The organism is Micromonospora sediminimaris (assembly GCF_016863575.1).
GTDB lineage: Bacteria > Actinomycetota > Actinomycetes > Mycobacteriales > Micromonosporaceae > Micromonospora > Micromonospora sediminimaris.
In genome coordinates this window covers 89,349-106,005 of record NZ_BOPD01000014.1, presented here as the reverse complement: position 1 = coordinate 106,005, position 16,657 = coordinate 89,349, and the positions used below count along the sequence as shown (strand labels likewise).

Annotated in this window: 16 protein-coding genes and 1 pseudogene; 6 read left to right on the top strand and 11 right to left on the bottom strand. The window is 72.3% G+C overall.

The features are described from left to right. Window positions 1–84: 84 nt before the first annotated feature. From Vse01_RS12650 to Vse01_RS12640, 3 genes are all read right to left on the bottom strand, one after another. Window positions 85–2,463 (bottom strand): sodium-translocating pyrophosphatase, encoded by a 2,379-nt coding sequence (locus tag Vse01_RS12650; protein WP_093404070.1) that lies wholly within the window; start codon window positions 2,461–2,463, stop codon window positions 85–87. A 305-nt stretch (window positions 2,464–2,768) separates the two neighbouring features. Further along, window positions 2,769–3,203 carry an ATP-binding protein gene (locus tag Vse01_RS12645; protein WP_093404069.1) on the bottom strand — a complete coding sequence of 145 codons (435 nt, stop codon included), beginning with the start codon at window positions 3,201–3,203 and terminating at the stop codon, window positions 2,769–2,771. Continuing rightward, a complete protein-coding gene (locus tag Vse01_RS12640; RefSeq protein WP_093404068.1) occupies window positions 3,203–3,544 on the bottom strand; it encodes an STAS domain-containing protein in 342 nt (113 codons plus the stop codon). The genes Vse01_RS12645 and Vse01_RS12640 overlap by 1 nt, the downstream gene beginning before the upstream one ends. 140 nt (window positions 3,545–3,684) lie before the next feature. Between Vse01_RS12640 and sftH the strand changes: the two genes are divergently transcribed. From sftH to Vse01_RS12625, 3 genes are all read left to right on the top strand, one after another. After that, window positions 3,685–6,117, top strand: a complete 2,433-nt coding sequence (gene sftH / locus Vse01_RS12635; protein ID WP_232511220.1) for a DEAD/DEAH box helicase — start codon at window positions 3,685–3,687, stop codon at window positions 6,115–6,117. Window positions 6,118–6,223: 106 nt separating this feature from the next. Then, window positions 6,224–6,430, top strand: a complete 207-nt coding sequence (locus Vse01_RS12630) for a hypothetical protein (RefSeq protein ID WP_093404067.1) — start codon at window positions 6,224–6,226, stop codon at window positions 6,428–6,430. A gap of 69 nt (window positions 6,431–6,499) precedes the next feature. Further along, window positions 6,500–7,078, top strand: coding sequence for an LURP-one-related family protein (locus Vse01_RS12625; RefSeq protein WP_093404066.1), 579 nt, complete (start codon window positions 6,500–6,502; stop codon window positions 7,076–7,078). 187 nt (window positions 7,079–7,265) lie between these two features. Here the strand turns inward: Vse01_RS12625 and Vse01_RS12620 are convergent, their stop codons facing one another. The 7 genes and pseudogenes from Vse01_RS12620 to ssd form a co-directional block, all read right to left on the bottom strand. Continuing rightward, window positions 7,266–7,745: an Rv3654c family TadE-like protein gene (locus Vse01_RS12620; RefSeq protein ID WP_373870666.1), complete on the bottom strand. Its 480-nt coding sequence runs from the start codon at window positions 7,743–7,745 to the stop codon at window positions 7,266–7,268. Continuing rightward, window positions 7,742–8,059 (bottom strand): TadE family type IV pilus minor pilin, encoded by a 318-nt coding sequence (locus Vse01_RS12615; RefSeq protein WP_507762950.1) that lies wholly within the window; start codon window positions 8,057–8,059, stop codon window positions 7,742–7,744. The genes Vse01_RS12620 and Vse01_RS12615 overlap by 4 nt, the downstream gene beginning before the upstream one ends. A gap of 47 nt (window positions 8,060–8,106) precedes the next feature. Continuing rightward, window positions 8,107–8,235, bottom strand: a complete 129-nt coding sequence (locus Vse01_RS12610; protein WP_205808979.1) for a DUF4244 domain-containing protein — start codon at window positions 8,233–8,235, stop codon at window positions 8,107–8,109. A 62-nt stretch (window positions 8,236–8,297) separates the two neighbouring features. Beyond that, window positions 8,298–9,005, bottom strand: a complete 708-nt coding sequence (locus tag Vse01_RS12605) for a type II secretion system F family protein (protein ID WP_093404205.1) — start codon at window positions 9,003–9,005, stop codon at window positions 8,298–8,300. A 149-nt stretch (window positions 9,006–9,154) separates the two neighbouring features. Further along, a pseudogene (locus Vse01_RS12600) lies at window positions 9,155–9,532 on the bottom strand (type II secretion system F family protein); the annotation flags it as partial. A 920-nt stretch (window positions 9,533–10,452) separates the two neighbouring features. Next, window positions 10,453–11,652, bottom strand: a complete 1,200-nt coding sequence (locus tag Vse01_RS12595) for a TadA family conjugal transfer-associated ATPase (protein WP_093404064.1) — start codon at window positions 11,650–11,652, stop codon at window positions 10,453–10,455. Then, window positions 11,649–12,752, bottom strand: a complete 1,104-nt coding sequence (gene ssd / locus Vse01_RS12590; RefSeq protein WP_093404062.1) for a septum site-determining protein Ssd — start codon at window positions 12,750–12,752, stop codon at window positions 11,649–11,651. The genes Vse01_RS12595 and ssd overlap by 4 nt, the downstream gene beginning before the upstream one ends. A 265-nt stretch (window positions 12,753–13,017) precedes the next feature. Here ssd and Vse01_RS12585 point away from each other — a divergent pair, with 265 nt between their 5' ends. The 3 genes from Vse01_RS12585 (at window position 13,018) to Vse01_RS12575 (ending at window position 15,677) form a co-directional block, all read left to right on the top strand. Further along, a complete protein-coding gene (locus Vse01_RS12585; RefSeq protein WP_307818618.1) occupies window positions 13,018–13,893 on the top strand; it encodes a VHL beta domain-containing protein in 876 nt (291 codons plus the stop codon). Beyond that, a complete protein-coding gene (locus Vse01_RS12580; protein ID WP_093404061.1) occupies window positions 13,890–14,411 on the top strand; it encodes a hypothetical protein in 522 nt (173 codons plus the stop codon). The genes Vse01_RS12585 and Vse01_RS12580 overlap by 4 nt, the downstream gene beginning before the upstream one ends. A gap of 459 nt (window positions 14,412–14,870) precedes the next feature. Continuing rightward, window positions 14,871–15,677, top strand: coding sequence for an HAD family hydrolase (locus tag Vse01_RS12575; RefSeq protein WP_093404060.1), 807 nt, complete (start codon window positions 14,871–14,873; stop codon window positions 15,675–15,677). Between the two features lie 94 nt (window positions 15,678–15,771). Here the strand turns inward: Vse01_RS12575 and Vse01_RS12570 are convergent, their stop codons facing one another. Further along, window positions 15,772–16,515: a Fic family protein gene (locus Vse01_RS12570; protein WP_093404059.1), complete on the bottom strand. Its 744-nt coding sequence runs from the start codon at window positions 16,513–16,515 to the stop codon at window positions 15,772–15,774. Window positions 16,516–16,657 lie beyond the last annotated feature (142 nt).

Here is a 16,657-nt window from a genome sequence, read left to right as displayed (position 1 = left end):
ACCGGTCATCGGTACCGGGTCCGGACCGGCGACGGTCCCCGGCCGGCAGACAGCTGCCGGCCGGGGACCTGTGTACGCCGCGCGTCAGGCCTTGATCTCCTCCGGACGCGGGTCCGCGCTGCCGGAACCGCTGTCGGCGTCGTCGCCCATCGCGATGCTCTTGCGCTTGCTGAACACCACCGCCGCGACGACGATCAACGTCGCCACCACCGCGATGGTGACCCGCAGGCCGACGTTGCGGTCGTCGCCCACGCTCCACGCCACCACGGCCGGCGCGATCAGCAGCGCCACCAGGTTCATCACCTTGATCAGCGGGTTGATCGCGGGGCCGGCGGTGTCCTTGAACGGGTCACCGACGGTGTCACCGATGACTGTCGCGGAGTGCGACTCGGAACCCTTGCCGCCGTACGCGCCGTCCTCGACCATCTTCTTGGCGTTGTCCCAGGCACCACCGGAGTTGGCCAGGAAGACCGCCATCAGGGTGCCGGCACCGATCGCACCGGCCAGGTACGACGCCAGCGCGCCAGGCCCGAGGCCGAAGCCGACCGCGATCGGCGCCAGGATCGCCAGCAGGCCGGGGGTGAGCAGCTCACGCTGCGCGTCGCGGGTGCAGATGTCGACGACCTTGCCGTACTCCGGACGCTGGGTGCGGTCCATGATCCCGGGCAGCTCGCGGAACTGCCGACGGACCTCCATCACCACGGCACCCGCCGAACGGGAGACCGCGTTGATGGCCAGACCGGAGAAGAGGAACACCACCGCCGCGCCGATGATCAGGCCGACCAGGTTCTGCGGGTTCGACACGTTCAATGCGTTGAGGATCTCGGCACCCACGTCGGTCACCCCGGCGTCGGCGTACGCGGTTCGCAGCGTGTCGGTGTAGGAGCCGAAGAGCGCGGTCGCGGCCAGCACCGCGGTGGCGATCGCGATGCCCTTGGTGATCGCCTTGGTGGTGTTGCCGACGGCGTCCAGCTCGGTGAGCGTACGGGCGCCGTGCTCGTCGATGTCGCCGGACATCTCGGCCACACCCTGGGCGTTGTCGGAGATCGGGCCGAACGTGTCCATCGCGACGATCACGCCGACGGTGGTGAGCAGACCGGTACCGGCCAGCGCCACGGCGAACAGCGACAGGGTGATGGAGCCGCCACCCAGCAGGAAGGCGCCGAAGACACCGGCACCGATGAGCAGCGCCGAGTAGACCGCCGACTCCAGGCCGACGCTGATGCCGGCCAGGATGACGGTGGCCGGACCGGTCTGCGAGCTCTTGCCGATGTCCTGCACCGGGCGCCGGTTGGTCTCGGTGAAGTAACCGGTCAGCGCCTGGATGGCGGCGGCCAGCACGATACCGATGATCACCGCACCGATTACCACGCCACGGGGGCCGAAGAGTGGGTCGCCGCCGTTGACGCCGAGGGTGGTCCGCCAGTCGTCGCCGAGCTGCGCCGTCCAGGACGGCTGGAGGTAGGCGAACGAGGCCACCGCGACCAGCACCGCAGAAATCAGCGCGGAGAGGTAGAAGGCCCGGTTGATCGCGGTCAGGCCGTTGCGGTCGGAGGCGCGCAGCCGAGTGATGAAGACGCCGATGATGGCGACCAGCACACCGATCGTGGAGATGATCAGCGGCAGCACCAGACCGTCGGTGCCGAACGCGGCCCGGCCCAGGATGAGCGCGGCGACCAGGGTGACCGCGTACGACTCGAAGAGGTCGGCGGCCATGCCGGCGCAGTCGCCGACGTTGTCGCCCACGTTGTCGGCGATGGTGGCGGCGTTGCGCGGGTCGTCCTCGGGGATGCCCTGCTCGACCTTGCCGACCAGGTCGGCGCCGACGTCGGCGGCCTTGGTGAAGATGCCGCCACCGACCCGCATGAACATGGCCAGCAGCGCGGCGCCGAAGCCGAAGCCCTCCAGCACCGTCGGCGCGTCGCCCCGGAAGATCAGGACGACGAGCGCGGCGCCGAAGAGGCCGAGACCGACGGTGAGGAAGCCGACCACCCCACCGGTCCGGAAGGCGATCTTCATGGCCGACTCCCGGCCGCCTTCCCGCTCCCGGGCGGCGGCCGCCACCCGCAGGTTGGCCCGGGTCGCCAGCCACATGCCCGCGCCACCGATGAAGGCGCTGAACAGGGCGCCGACCACGAAGAAGAGCGAGCGACCGATCTTCACCGCGACTTCGCTGCCGTCGGTGTCGTGCACCGGCAGCAGGAACAGCAGCACCACGGCGATCACCACGAAGATCGCCAGGGTCCGGAACTGCCGGAGCAGGTAGGCCGAGGCGCCCTCCTGCACGGCCCCGGAGATCTCCTGCATGTTTGTGGTGCCCTTGCCGGCGGCCAGCACCGTTTTCGTCAAGGCGGCGGCGAAGGCGAGCGCGACCAGCGCGATCACCGCGGCGATGACGACGTACGTGACATTGGCTCCGGTGAGGGAGATCCCGCCGCCCTCGGCGGCCAAGGTGTCGGACATCTGTGTCCTCCTGTGCCGAACAACGCGCCGGCCGGTGGAGACGCACCGTCCGGCGCCTGGATGCGAATTCGCAAGCGCGCGCCGATCCACCCGACGAACCAGCGCTCCACGCCCATCTGCGCTGGGTGCCGGGTGGATCACTTGCTGACAACCCGCGTACTCTAGCCGCCCCCAGTGTTCGAGGTCACACCGAGGTGGCGGCGGGTCTGGATGATCTCCGTCGCTGTGTTATGAACCGAAATCTGATATAGGAAGCGGTCCATGGTGATCCGGCAGCGGTCGTCCGGGGCGGCCAGGCCCTCGGTTCAGTGGTTGACCGGCCAGACCATCCGCACCTCGGTGCCGACGCCCTCGTCGACCGGACGGACCTGAAGATCCTCGACGAATCCGGCGAGCAGAGCGAAGCCGACACCGGTGGTCAGGTCGTCCTCGTTCAGCGACTCGTTGGCCAACTGGTCGGCATCGAGCGCGGCCAGACCGATGCTCGCCTCGATCGGCGCCCGATCCACCACCCGCACCGAGTACGCCCCCGAGTCGGACATCTCCACCAGCACCGGCTCGGCGACCCCGTACTGGCGGTGCAGGGCGACCGCCCGGGTACACGCCTCGCCGATGGCCAATCGGACCTCGTCGAGCAGATCCTCGCGAACGCCCGCCCGCCGGGCCACCGCGACGCCGACCAGGCGGGCGGTACGCACGTGCACCGGCGCGGGCGAGAAGGAGAGCCGGACCGTGGCCATCACTGGTTGGCGCCGGTCGCTGCTTCGACCGTCGGATACAGCGGAAACACCTGATCCAGCGCGGTGATCCGGAAGATCTTGAGCAGCGGCTCCTTGTCGCAGACCAGGGCGAAGGTGCCGTCCGCGGTACGCAGCCGCTTGAGCGCGCCGACCAGCACACCCAGCCCGGTGGAGTCGAGGAAATCCACCCGGCCCAGGTCGACGACCACGTGCCGGGCCCCGGCGTCGATCAGTTCCAGGAGCCGTTCGCGCAGCCGGGGGGCGGTGTAGACGTCCACCTCACCGCCGACCTCGAGCACCGTGTGCTCACCCACGGTCCGGGTCGCCAGTGACAGCTCCATCCGTCCTCCTCAGGCAGCCGTAAACTCTCTTGGCATCTAACCACTACCCCAGGGTCGGGCCGACGACTCACCGGGGCAGGTCCATCCGTACCCGGCACGCCGATTTCCCATTTCCGAACACCAGTGCGAGAGTGCAGGACGTGACCTCGGCAGCCACCGTATCCGCCGGCAGCGGCCCCGAGCGACCGACCGGTGCGGTCCCGCCCGGCGCGGTCCCGACCGGCGCGGTCCCGACCGGCGCGGTCCCGGTCGTGTCGCCGGGGGAACTGCTGCGCCGGCTACGCCAGCGACACCCCGCCGATCCGGTCACCCACGTCGAGCGGGTACCGCCCCGGGCCGGAGCGCCGGCACCGTGGCCGTCCTGGGTTCCGGAGGACCTACGCGCGGCGTACGCCCGACGCGGAGTGGCGACACCGTGGCGGCACCAGGCCGAGGCGGCCGACCTGGCGTACGACAGCCGGCACGTCGTGGTGGCCACCGGCACCGCGTCCGGCAAGTCCCTGGCGTACCAGCTGCCGGCGCTGGCCACGCTGCTCGCCGACCCGCGCGCCACCGTGCTCTACCTGGCACCGACCAAGGCGCTCGCCGCCGACCAGCTACGCGCCGTCGCCGCGTTGGAGATCGAGGGCGTACGCCCGGCCTGCTACGACGGCGACACCCCGCGCGCCGAGCGGGAGTGGATCCGGCGGCACTCCCGGTTCGTGCTGACCAATCCCGACATGCTGCACCACGGCATCCTGCCCGGGCACGCCCAGTGGTCCGGTTTCCTGCGTCGACTGGCGTACGTGGTGGTCGACGAGTGCCACGTCTACCGGGGCGTGTTCGGCTCGCACGTCGCCCACGTGCTGCGCCGGCTGCGGCGGCAGTGTGCCCGGTACGGTCGCGCCGCCGGACCGACGTTCGTGCTGGCCTCGGCGACGTCGGGCGATCCGGCCGCGGCGGCCGGCCGGTTGACCGGCCTCCCGGTGACGGCCGTCACCGAGGACACCTCGCCCCGGGCAGGGGTCACCTTCGCCCTCTGGGAGCCGCCGCTGCTCCCGCCGGACCCGTCGGCCGCCGGGTCCGGAGAGCCCGCTGCGGCGTCCGATCTGACCCAGGTACGCCGATCGGCGCTGCGGGAGACCGCCGACCTGCTCGCCGACACCGTCGCCGCCGGGGTACGCACGCTGGCCTTCGTCCGCTCCCGCCGGGGCGCCGAGGTGGTGGCGACAAGCGCCCGGCGCAGCCTCGACGAGGCGGTGCCGGGGCTCGGCGACCGGGTGGCCGCCTACCGGGCCGGCTACCTGCGCGAGGAGCGTCGCGAGCTGGAGCGGGCGCTGCTGCACGGCGAGCTGCTGGGGCTGGCCTCGACCAACGCTCTGGAGCTGGGAGTCGACCTGATCGGGCTGGACGCGGTCATGATCTGCGGCTATCCGGGCACTCGGGCGTCGCTGTGGCAGCAGGCTGGCCGGGCCGGACGCTCAGGTCAGGAGGCCCTCGCGGTACTGGTGGCCCGGGACGACCCGCTGGACACCTACCTGGTGCACCATCCGGAGGCGGTCTTCGGTGCGCCGGTGGAGGCGACCGTGCTCGACCCGGCCAACCCGTACGTGCTCGGCCCGCAGCTGGCCTGTGCGGCGGCGGAGGCTCCGTTGACCACGGCCGACCTGGAGCTTTTCGGTGACGGCGCCAAGGAGGCCGTGGCGGCGCTTGTCGAAGCGGGTGCGCTGCGCCAACGGCCGACCGGCTGGTACTGGCGGCACCGGGAACGGCCCGAGGTGGATCTGCGCGGCGAGGGCGGCGCCCCGGTCTGCGTGGTGGAGGCGGCGACCGGCCGGCTGCTCGGTACGGTCGACGGCGGCTCCGCGCACTTCCTGCTGCACACCGGCGCGGTCTACCTGCATCAGGGCGTGTCGTACGTGGTCGACTCCCTCGACCTGGACGACGGATGCGCGCTGGTGCGCCCCGAGGAGCCGGACTGGTCCACCCACGCCCGCGACGTCACCTCGCTGTCGGTGGTCTCGGTGCGTTCCTACGTCGACGCCGGACCGATCGGGCTCTTCCTCGGCGAGGTGGACGTCACCAGTCAGGTGGTCTCCTACCAGCGGCGACGGATCGCCACCGGCGAGGTGATCGACACTCGTCCGCTGGACCTGCCGGCGCGTGAGCTGCGTACCGTCGCGGTCTGGTTCACCCTCTCCCCCGAGTCGCTGATCGCCGCCGGGGTGGATCCGGCCGACGTGCCGGGGGCGTTGCACGCCGCCGAACATGCCGCGATCGGGCTGCTGCCGCTCGTCGCCACCTGCGACCGGTGGGACATCGGCGGGCTCTCCACAGCGGTGCACCCGGACACCGAGGCCCCGACCGTCTTCGTCTACGACGGCCATCCGGGGGGAGCGGGCTTCGCCGAGCGGGCCTACGGCATGGCGGCGTCCTGGCTACGGGCCACCCGTGACGCGATCGCCGAGTGCGGCTGCGAGGCCGGCTGCCCGTCCTGCGTACAGTCACCCAAGTGCGGCAACGGCAACAATCCGCTGTCCAAACCGGATGCGATCCGGGTGCTCGACGTGGTGCTCGCCAACCTGCCGGAATGACCGGGCCGGGTATGAAAACCGGGGCGGCCGGGCAATGATGGTGGGAGCGCTTCCATAGAGCGCCGTACTTGCCGTTCACCGTCCTTGCCAGCATGGAGGAGAGGCCGTGGCCGACACCATCGCCGAGACCGTCGACCTGCTCTACACCATCGACCAGGAGAAGCTCGACATCAACCAGCAGATCGCGCTGGGGACCGCGCTCGCCACCCTGGCCCAGGCCGAACGGCTGGATCAGATCAACGAACGTCTGCGCACCATCCATCTGCTGTTGACCACCATGACGCACCGGTCCGGCGTCGACGGCGTCCGCTGACGGCGGACCCTGGACGCAGCCGTTGTCCGACTGTGCGACACTCCGGCGCACCACAATCGAGGAGTTCTCATGCAGCTCGACAGCCTGCAGGCGCAGCAACAGTTCCACATCCGCCAACGAGTGCGGTTCATGGTCAACCAGTACGAGGTGCACAGCGTCGCGCCGGACGGTTCCGAGGGCGGGGTGTTGGCGTTCGCCCAGCAGAAGCGACTCGCCTTCAAGGAGCAGGTGACGATCTACACCGACGAGTCCAAGCAGCAGCCGCTGCTCGGCTTCAAGGCGCGCCAACGCCTCGACCTCGGTGCCACGTACGACGTCGCCGACGACGCCGGCAACCCGATCGGCCTGTTCCGGAAGGACTTCGCGCAGTCCCTGCTCCGCTCGACGTGGCACGTCGAGCAGGCCGGCCTACCCAACGTCACCGGTCAGGAGCGCAGCATGCCGGTGGCGCTGCTGCGCCGTTTCGTCGACTCGCTGTCCTGGTTGCCGTACCACTTTGACTTCGTCGCGGACGGCCAGCCCGTCTTCTCCGTGGTCAAGAAGTGGGGTCTGCGCGACCGGTACATCGTCGAAATCCAGCACCCGCAGATCGACCGCCGCCTGGTGATCGCCATGGCCGTCGCCCTCGACGCCCTCCAGGGCCGCTGACGCCGGTCCCGACCTGCGATCCACCTGGCCCCCGGGTCGGCCCGCTCGACCACCACGCCGAGCGAGCCGGCCCACCGGGACAGGTGGGGTCGCACTGTCAGGCGGCCGGGACAGCGCCAGGTTCGCGTCCGGCCGCCCGCGTCACGCCACGCAGCCACCGCACCGACCGCCATCTGCCGCTACCCGGTCAGCCGCGCAGCGGACCGGCCCGGCTGGTTGCCCTGGCGGACCGGGTCATCCCCGGCAAGGGGCTCACGATCACCTCAGCGGTGACCAGCACGTCCAGCCCATCGATCCGACACTGCACCATCCGGGCAGCGTTCGCGGCCACCAACTCTGCTGCCCGCGCGCACGTCACCGGCTCGTCCTGAAGGACCCGAGCCGCACCCGCGAGAGCGCCGAGATCGGCGGCCACCCGGGCCTGCTGTCGCGCCACCCGGGCCGCGCCCGCGCCCGCGCCGAAAAGACCCGCCACGACGAACAGCAGCCCCACGCCGAGCAGGCAGATCGTGGCGCCACCCCGCTCACCACCTCCGGTCGCCCGCCGGGTCAGCCAGCTCAGCTTCCACCCCAGCCAAAGCTGCCACCGGGCAGGACGGCGCAGCCGGCGGGTGTGAAGGCAGCGTCCGGGGGCGGTGCCGGCGGGGCGGGCTGCGACGACGCTCACGGTTGCGGCTCCGGCGCACCCGGTTCGACCGCGGCGACGACCGTCGCCACGACGTTGATCGTGGGCAGATCGGTACCGAGGGCGCGGACGGAGGCCCGGACCGTCGCCCGGACGTGCTCACCGTCCGACGCGACGACCACCTCCGCACCGGCCGGTGCGTGCCGGCTGCCGGCGGCGGTGCCCGGCTCTCCCCGAGAGGCGGCCAGCGCCGCCTCCCGGGCCGCATCCAGGCACGCCGCCTTGGTGCTCACCGCGTTGATCGTGGTCAGCCCGGTGAGTAGGAGCAGCACCAGCGCCGGCAGGCCGGCCGCCATCTCGGCCGTGAACGATCCCCGGTCGTGGCCGGCCGGCCGGCGCCCGGTCACTTCAGTGCCCGGTCGATGACGGCGGTCAGCGCGGACTGCACTCCGTCGGAGGTCAGCACCTTGAGCAGGACTCCGCCGAAGGCCACCGCGGCGAGCGTTCCGACCGCGTACTCCGCCGTGTTCATCCCGGCGTCCCCGCGAAGGCGGGCGAGGATTCTGCGCACGTGTTCGTCCTTTCTCGATGGATTCACAGCACGTCGCCAAGGACAGCGACGATCACCGGCACCAGACCGGCGAGAATGAAGGCGGGCAGGAAGCAGAGCCCCAGCGGCAACACGATCAGCACGCCCGAACGGCGAGCGGCCGCCTCAAGTGCGACGGCCCGGTCTGCCCTCAGGTCGTCGGCGAGCCGGGTGAGCGCCCCGGCCAGGGCAGCGCCACTGCTCGCCGAGCGGATCGCGGCCGTGGCCACGCGGTGCGCTCCCGGAACCGCCGCCAGATGTCCCCACGCCTCCTGGGGACCACCTCCGAGTTGCAGGGTCCGACCGACCCGGGCAAGTTGCCGGCCCAGCGGCCCGCCGAGCGCGTCAGCCACGGCGAGCAGCGAGCGTTCCACGGGTGCCCCGGCCCGCAGCGCCGCCGCCAACAGGTCAGCGGCGAGTGGTAGGTCGGCTGCGGCCCGCAGTCGGCGACGGCGTACGGCCGGCGGCTCGATCCGCCGGAGCAGCCGGTCGAGCAGCACCGCCGTGGGCAGTGCCGCCACCGTGCCGGCCCAGCCTTCGACCACTACCGCCACCACCAGCCCGGACAGCCCAGCGGTCAACCGGACCAGGTCAGGCCGCCACTGGCTCGAACCTCGTGACTCGGCTGCCGAAGCCTGCGCCGGGTGCTCGCCAGCTGACCCGTACCGCTGGACGGCCCCTGGCACCCGGCGTGACCTCGCCGGTCGGGGCATCGAAGGCCAGAACCGCTTACCTGTCCGGCTGGCCGTCACGTGGCTGGACAGCCGGCGCAACCGACGCCGGGGCCGGTACCGGCCGACCGCGAGCGCGGCGACCAGGGTTGCACCGGCCAGACCACAGGCGACCAGTGGCGTCCCGGACATCAGCTGTCTCCGGACGAGGTGACCGCGAGACGCTCCGCCCAGAGCAGCCCGATCACCTGAAGGCCCACGGCAGCGATCGCGCAAGCGCCGCCGACCGGGGTGTGCAGCAGCACCTGAAGTGGGTCCGCCCCGATTCCGTAGCCCAGGCCGATCCCGCCCAGCGGCAAGGCAGCCAGCAACCAGGCGGTGGCGCGGGCACCGGAAGCCTGGGCCGTGGCCGCAGCCAACCCTCGGTCCGTCGATCGGGCATCGGCCTCGATCCGCTCCACCAGATCGGCCAGCGGCGCTCCCGTACGCTCGGCCAGCCGTACCGCAGCCCCGGCCAGTCGCCCGAGGCGGTCTCCCGCCGAACCGGGCACGGCACTGTCGGAGAGACGCTGCTCGGGCCGGACCGGCTGGCCGACGTCGCTGACGGCCTCGTCCGGCTGGGTCAGTTGCGCCACACCTGCGACGGCACTGGGTGCCGAACTGGTAAGCACCCGCGCGGCCACCGGCACCGGCAGACCCACCCGCAGGTCCCCGGCCAGGGCACACAGTTGATCCAACCGCTCCCGGCGCTCCCGGTCGGCCCGGCCCACGGTTGCCCGACGGAGCAGCGCCCGCACACCAAGGGTGCAGTAACCGGCAAGCGCCGTCGCGGCCACCGGACCGGCGAGCAGCGCCCCGACCCCCGCACCAAGCAGGCAGGTCAGCACCAGGATGCGCCGCGGCGTCGCGAGCAGCGCCGGCGGTCGGCTCAGCCTCGGTGGGCGCTGGTCGGGCGGTTCACGGTGATCCGTCTGCTCGCGATGGTCGGCCGGCACCCGGTGCACGAGGCCCCCGGGGGCGATCTGGTCCTCGTCGAGCACCGCCGTGCCGAGCGGCCGTGTCGTCAGCTTCACGGCGGGGGTTGTTCTCCGTACGACCACACCGGGCACGCCACCAGGCCGATTCGGCCGCCGGCTGCCACGCGGCCCCGGCGGACGGGACGCGGCCGGTGCTGTCGGCGGCCCCGACGTGGGCCAGGCGATCGGGGAAGCAGCCGGCCTGACCGGGTGGACCACCAGCGAGGATGGCCGTGCCCCCGTCGTCGGCCACCCGACACCGGTCGGCTCCGGACTGCTCCGGGGCGGGCCCTGCCGCTCCTCACCGGCACGCCAACCGCCCGCCTCCCGCAGGGCAACGACCCAAGCGACCAGCGCATCGTCGGCTGCCTTCCCGCCGTCCCCGGACCGCCACGGAACACGCCGCCCACGCATCCGGTGGGCGAGTGCCAGCAGGACCGGCACCACCGACACCGCCCACCACCACGCGCCGCTCACGACGACACCGCCGACGCGGGCCACGGCTCGCACAGGATCGGCGGCACCGGCACATCGCGGTTGCGGATCAGCGTGCCGAGCGCCCGGGCCGCCAGACCGAGCCCTCGACTGCGGATCCACGCGGGAACGGCGGTGACCAGCCGGTCGGGCCCTTCCGGCAGCAGCAGGCAGATGGACTCCAGCACGCGGCCCTGCGGCGTACGGCGGATCTGAAACACCACCTGAAGCGCCGCCGCCACCTGGGCGTGCAGCGCCGGGCGTGGCAGCCCACCGAGCAGACCGAGGGCCTCCAGCCGGGCCGGCACGTCCGACGGGGTGTTGGCGTGCAGCGTCCCCGCCCCGCCCTCGTGCCCGGTGTTGAGGGCAGCCAGCAGGTCGACCACCTCCGCGCCCCGACACTCGCCGACCACCAGGCGATCCGGCCGCATCCGCAGCGCCTGCCGGACCAGCTCGCTCAGGCCGACCGCGCCCGATCCCTCCACGTTGGCCGTACGCGTTTGCAGACCCACCACGTGCGGGTGCACCGGCCGCAACTCGGAGGCGTCCTCGACCAGCACGATCCGCTCGGTGGTCGGCACGAGGCCGAGCAGGGTGTTCAACAGAGTTGTCTTGCCGGAGCCGGTTCCGCCGATCACCAGATAGGCGAGCCGGGCCGCCACCACGGCGGCCAGCACGGGTGCCACCGGCCGGGCCACCGCGCCCTGTGCGACCAGCTCGTCCAGCGTGAACGGCCGCTGCCGGAAGGTACGCAGGGACAGGTACGGCCCCTCGGTCGCCACCGGAGGTAGCACCGCATGCAGCCGCGTACCGTCGGCCAACCTGGCGTCGGCGCACGGCGAACCGTCATCCAGCCGGCGACCGGCCCCAGCCGCGAGCCGCTGCGCGAGTCGGCGGACGTCGTCCGGGGTGCCCACCGGCACCGGCACCTGGTGCAGCCCCTGCCCACGGTCGACCCACACCCGCGCCCCGTTGACAAGTACATCCGTCACCTCGGGGTCGGCCAGCAGCACGGCCAGCGGGCCCGCGCCCACCAGGTCGTCGCGCACCCGGTCGGCCATCCGCAGCAGGGCATTGTCACCGAGTACGGCGGCGTCGGGTTCGGCGCGCACCGCGGAAACGATCGCGGCCGGGGTGACCGGCGTGGTGGTGGCGGCGATCCGCTGCCGTACCCGGGCCGCGAGATTCTCCCCGGTCATGCCGCACCCGCCACGGGCTGGCCGGTGAGTTCGTTGACGATCCGCTGGCAGAGCTCGGCCAGGGGGCCGCGCCCACCGGCCGCCGGGGCTTCGCCCCGTTCCAGTCCCCGGCACAACCCCGGCTCAGGCCGTAGCGAACCAGCCAGTGGTAGACCGAGCGCTTTGGCGACCTCCGTGGCGCGCAGCCGGCCAGGAGCGGGACCCCGGACGATGACGGACAGGTCGGAACAGTGCGGCGCGACCGCGGTGACCACCCGGGCCGCTGCGGCGGTCGCCCGCAGTTCGGCGGGTACCACCACGAACGCCCGGTCGGCCGCCTGAAGTGCGGTCACCGCGGCGTCGTCCAGGTGGCGAGGCAGGTCGACGACCACGAAGTCCCGGCCCCGCCGGGCAGCATCCAGGGTGGCGGCCACCGCCTCGGCCGGCACGGCGATCAGGTCGCCACGATCCCAGGAAAGCACCACCAGATCGCCCCGGCTGGGCAACGATCGCACCAGGGCGGGCGCGTCGACCCGCCCGTCCGCCCCGGTCAGCGCCGGCCACCGCAGCCCTTCCATCTGTTCCCAGCCGAGCACCAGATCCAGGCCACCGCCGAGCGGATCGGCGTCGAGCAGGAGGGTACGCAGCCGTGCCCGAGCGGCGGTGACGGCGAGGCCACCGGCGAGAATGCTGGCACCGGCTCCGCCCCGGCCACCGACCAGCGCGACCATCCGGGCCGAGACGGTGACCGCGCCCTCGACGCCGCATTCGGCGAACCGGTCCACCAGCCACGGCTCGGCCGCCGGCAACACGGCGACGTGTTCGGCACCGAGCAGGTCGGCCACCTGCCAACCGGACTCGACGTCGCCGGCTCGTCCCACCAGGACCAGCCCGGGACGCCGGGGAAGCCGCGCCCGCAGGCAGGGCTGCGCCTGGTCGCTGCCGACGAGAACCAGCGGGGATGGCCGCCAGCGGGTGCGGGCGGCCGCCGGATCGGCGGCGACCTCCACCTCGACTCCGCCTGCGGCAGCGAGCCGGAGCAGGTCGTCGAGCAGGTCACCGTCCGAGGTGACGACCAGCGGCAGGCGCCGGTCCGGTGGGACGGAGGTACGGGATGGCATCGCGGCCTCCAAGCGGTCGGCGCGGGTTCACTGGGTCGAACCCTGCCGCCGCTGCCGCCCCGAGCGCCGCCCCTGCCGGCCGGCCTGTGGACAACGAACCGCTCTGTGGACAACGCCCACAAGGGGCGTTGATCTGTTATGGGGACGGGCCGCACATCGCGCCTATCTCGACCGTCGCCAACCGTGGCGGAACGTGACGCGCAACACGCATAATCGACGTCCTGTGCCGTCGGCAGAGAACGGCATCCCTCGCCGGATCGAGGTCATGACGCAGTCCCCAGATCACGAACATGCCCGTGTCGAGCCAAGGCTGCGGGTCGGCCCCTGGCTGTTCGACCCACGTTCCCGCGCCCGGCAGTTGGCGGCGCGCCCGGTTCCGCGGGCACTTCCGCCAGCGCCCGAGCCACCTGGCGGGCCGGCCGTTCCGCCCCCACCCATACGGTCAGCCGCCGTCTCCGTCGAACCTGCCCACCGCGCTCCCGGTCGCATGTCGCACCGGCTGGTGCTGGCCGGCCTCGCGGCCGCCACGCTCGGGCTCATGCTCACCGTGCTGTGGCCGGCGACCGAGCCACCGACGGTCGCGGCCCCCGATGTGCCGTCGGACTGGGTGCCTCCTCCTCCCGGCAGCCCCGGGTCCAACCTGGACGAAAATGCGTCCGCCGACGTGCCGTCGCCGTCGGCTGCGTCGTCCGTCGGTGGGGTCTCGTCCTCCCGACCGCAGCTCAGCCGCAGGGCGACGCCGGCTCCTTCGCCCAGCCGGCCCGACTCGTCGACCGTGCCCGCCACACCAAGCACCCGCCCGAACCCCTCACCGAGCCGGCCGGCGAAACCGCCATCGACCACTCGGCCGCCCCAGCCGGAGCACCTGACCCCGTTACCGGCATGGCGGGAGCGCGGGCTGCGATCGGTCAGCGGCGGCAGCGAAACCAGCATCGAGTTCGTCAACCATCGCTCGCGATCGGTGATCGTGTACTGGTTGGACCACCATGGGCAGCGCAGACAGTACGCCGTGCTGCACCCGAGCGAGTCATACCGGCAGCACACGTACGTCGGTCATCCCTGGGTGGTGACCGACCGACGAGGTCGCGCGCTGGTCTGCTTCGAACCGAAGCGCACACCCGCCCGCGCCGTGATCGGATGACCGGGATCTTTCCGGCCGTCCAACTGACCCGCTGCTTTCCCGAAGCCCACGGGTTCGTGCTGCTCGACCCCGCACGCTTGGACCAGCATCTCGGCGCAAACAGCACGGGACGCGACCTGCTGGAGCTGTTCAGTACCACCGAGGCCGGTGACACCGTCACCCGGGCGGGAATAGCGCTACCGCTGACGGGTGTGACTGCGGGGTACTACACCGTGCTGGTGCGACATGCCGTAGACCGTTCACCGTGGTCTACTGCGGCCGTCTCCTCGCCGGGCTGGATCCTGGGGTCGGTGACCGGCTCGCTGTTGCTCTGCGGCCTCGGCCACCTCCGCCACTGGACGCCCGATCATTCGGAACACCGCCGCGTGGCAGTGCCACCCGGCTGGTACGAAATTGAAGTCCGAGCACACCCACACGCCGAGGGGTCCGACGACGGCACGTACGAGTTCGTGCTGACCCCCACCCCGACCCAACCCGCCTTCCGCGCCGATCCGACCCGACAGCTCGCGATCCTCTGACGCACGATCGGCCGGCCGAACCCAAGCCCGAGAGCAAACGACCGGGTAGCTAAGGAGCATCCTCGGGCGGAACGACCGCGCCTTGCACGTCGACCCCTCGGGCGGCACCGCTACCGGAGCACTCACGGCGCAAAGGGACGACCCCCGTCGGGGGGAGACGGGGGTCGTCGGAGGTTCGGCTCCGGGGGGGTCGAGCCGAACCCGCTCAGCGGTCACGGGGGGTGCAACCGCCGAGGGTCTGCGGGTGTACGAGATATGAATGCTCGTGCTGCGAACAAGTCTGCCTGAGCGGACCTGTGTACGTCGAGTGGTGTAGCCTCCACTCCCTGCGAAATCCTGTTCGCAGCGTGTGACCGCGGTCACTGTTCGCAGGCGGGTGGGGGTGGGCCCGCAGGTCCGAGTGCACTTCAGCCCCCGGGCACCCGCCGACCATAGACCATCGGGCTAGACTTTCGCGCCGTGGGCCGAAGTGCCGCTTTCTTCGATCTGGACAAGACCGTCATCGCCAAGTCGAGCGCCTTGGCGTTCGGCAGGCCGTTCTACCGGGACGGCCTGATCACTCGGCGTGACGTGGTCAAGTCGGCGTACGCGCAGCTGATGTTCCGGCTGGGCGGCACCGACGAGCAGACCATGGCCCGGACCCGCGACTATCTCGCCACGCTCTGCAAGGGGTGGCCGGTGGAGCAGGTCCGTCAGATCGTCGCGGAGACGCTGCACGAGCTGATCAACCCTTATGTGTACGCGGAGGCCGCTGCGCTGATCGAGGAGCATCAGGCCGCCGGTCGGGACGTGGTGCTGGTCTCCGCCTCGGGCGAGGAGATGGTGCGCCCCATCGGTGCGTTGCTCGGGGTGACCGACGTGATCGCCACCCGGATGGGCGTGGTCGACGGTCGGTACAGCGGCGAGGTCGAGTTCTACGCCGCCGGTCCCAGCAAGGTCGAGGCGGTAAGCGAACTCGCCACCGCCCGCGGCTACGACCTGGCCGACTCGTACGCCTATTCCGACTCGTACAGCGATCGTCCACTGCTGGAGTGCGTGGGTCATCCGTCGGTGGTCAACCCGGACCGGCAGCTACGCCGCCTGGCGGTCGAGAACGCCTGGCCGGTGCTTGAGTTCCGGCACCCGGTACCACTGGGCCGGCGACTGCGCGAGCGGCCCGCCGTTCCGGTCGCCGCGGCGGCGCTCGGCGTCGGCGTCGGGGTGGCGATCGGTATCGCCTGGTACGGCCGGCACCGCCGCACCCGTGCCGCCGCCTCGCCTGCCTGACCTGGTCGCAGAGGCACCGCCGCAGGCGGATTCGGTCGCCGCTCCACCGCAGGCCCGGCCCGTCGGCGCCAATCGGACGAGCAGCCGGTACCGGTCAGGCGGCCAGGATCTCGTCGCCGATCGCGGTGAGCTGGTCGGCGCCCACCTCGACGGCGGACATGTAGTGGCGGAGCCAGGAACGCAGGCCGTCCGGGGTGCCGGTGGCGAAGGCGCCGGCCGCACCGACGTACTCCGGCTCGCGTTCCCGGTGCCCGACATCGACGGCGAGCAGGCCACGGGGGTCGAATCCGGTGGAGAGCAACACGAGACGGGCCGCGCCCCGGGCCACCACGCCCGACGGGCCGGCGAAGGGCCGCAGGTTGAGCAGTTCACCGTGCACGACGGCGGCCAGCACCAGTGGGGTGACCTGGGTGCCGCCGGCCACCAGCGTGGCCAGGGCGTCTAGCCGGGCGGCGACCACCGGGTCGTTGACCGGGCGGCCCAGCTCGGCCTCGGTGACCACCTCGCGGGCGGCGAGCACGTGCAGCTTCGCCAACGCCTGCCGGGGCGCCTTCGGCCAGAGTTCACTGAGCCCGGGCAGGGTGCCGGCCACCCGCAGCGCACCCTGGAGCACCGGTTCGGTGACGGTGCCGGCGCGTACCGTCTCCCGCTCGTGGTGGTGGCCCTCCAGCCCGGCGCTGGCCACCGCGGAGCGCAGGCTCACCTCGGCGGCGACCTGGCCGCCGTGGCGCCGCAGCGCCCGGTGGCCCAGTGCCCGGTCGAACCGGTCGCGGGCACGTTCCACGGCGGCGGCGATGTCGGCGAGGTCGAGCAGCGGCGCGAGCGGATCGGCGGTCACCCCGACACGTTAGCGACGATGCCGACGGCACCGGGCGGGAGTCACCGGCAACGCGATCCCCGCCACCCACCCGACCCGGCAGGGACCACCCGCCCGACCGGGGCCGCGCCGGGGGGCCGCGCCGGGAGGGGCCGCAGTCGCG

Bases quoted from the DNA above. Each gene is read 5' to 3' on its own strand.
- Vse01_RS12595 (WP_093404064.1), bottom strand. From the start codon at position 11,652: ATGACCGGGGAGAATCTCGCGGCCCGGGTACGGCAGCGGATCGCCGCC.
- Vse01_RS12580 (WP_093404061.1), top strand. From the start codon at position 13,890: ATGACCGGGATCTTTCCGGCCGTCCAACTGACCCGCTGCTTTCCCGAA.
- Vse01_RS12605 (WP_093404205.1), bottom strand. From the start codon at position 9,005: ATGCCCCGACCGGCGAGGTCACGCCGGGTGCCAGGGGCCGTCCAGCGG.
- Vse01_RS12640 (WP_093404068.1), bottom strand. From the start codon at position 3,544: ATGGAGCTGTCACTGGCGACCCGGACCGTGGGTGAGCACACGGTGCTC.
- Vse01_RS12650 (WP_093404070.1), bottom strand. From the start codon at position 2,463: ATGTCCGACACCTTGGCCGCCGAGGGCGGCGGGATCTCCCTCACCGGA.
- Vse01_RS12625 (WP_093404066.1), top strand. From the start codon at position 6,500: ATGCAGCTCGACAGCCTGCAGGCGCAGCAACAGTTCCACATCCGCCAA.
- Vse01_RS12645 (WP_093404069.1), bottom strand. From the start codon at position 3,203: ATGGCCACGGTCCGGCTCTCCTTCTCGCCCGCGCCGGTGCACGTGCGT.
- Vse01_RS12615 (WP_507762950.1), bottom strand. From the start codon at position 8,059: ATGGCGGCCGGCCTGCCGGCGCTGGTGCTGCTCCTACTCACCGGGCTG.
- Vse01_RS12610 (WP_205808979.1), bottom strand. From the start codon at position 8,235: ATGAACACGGCGGAGTACGCGGTCGGAACGCTCGCCGCGGTGGCCTTC.
- Vse01_RS12585 (WP_307818618.1), top strand. From the start codon at position 13,018: ATGACGCAGTCCCCAGATCACGAACATGCCCGTGTCGAGCCAAGGCTG.
- ssd (WP_093404062.1), bottom strand. From the start codon at position 12,752: ATGCCATCCCGTACCTCCGTCCCACCGGACCGGCGCCTGCCGCTGGTC.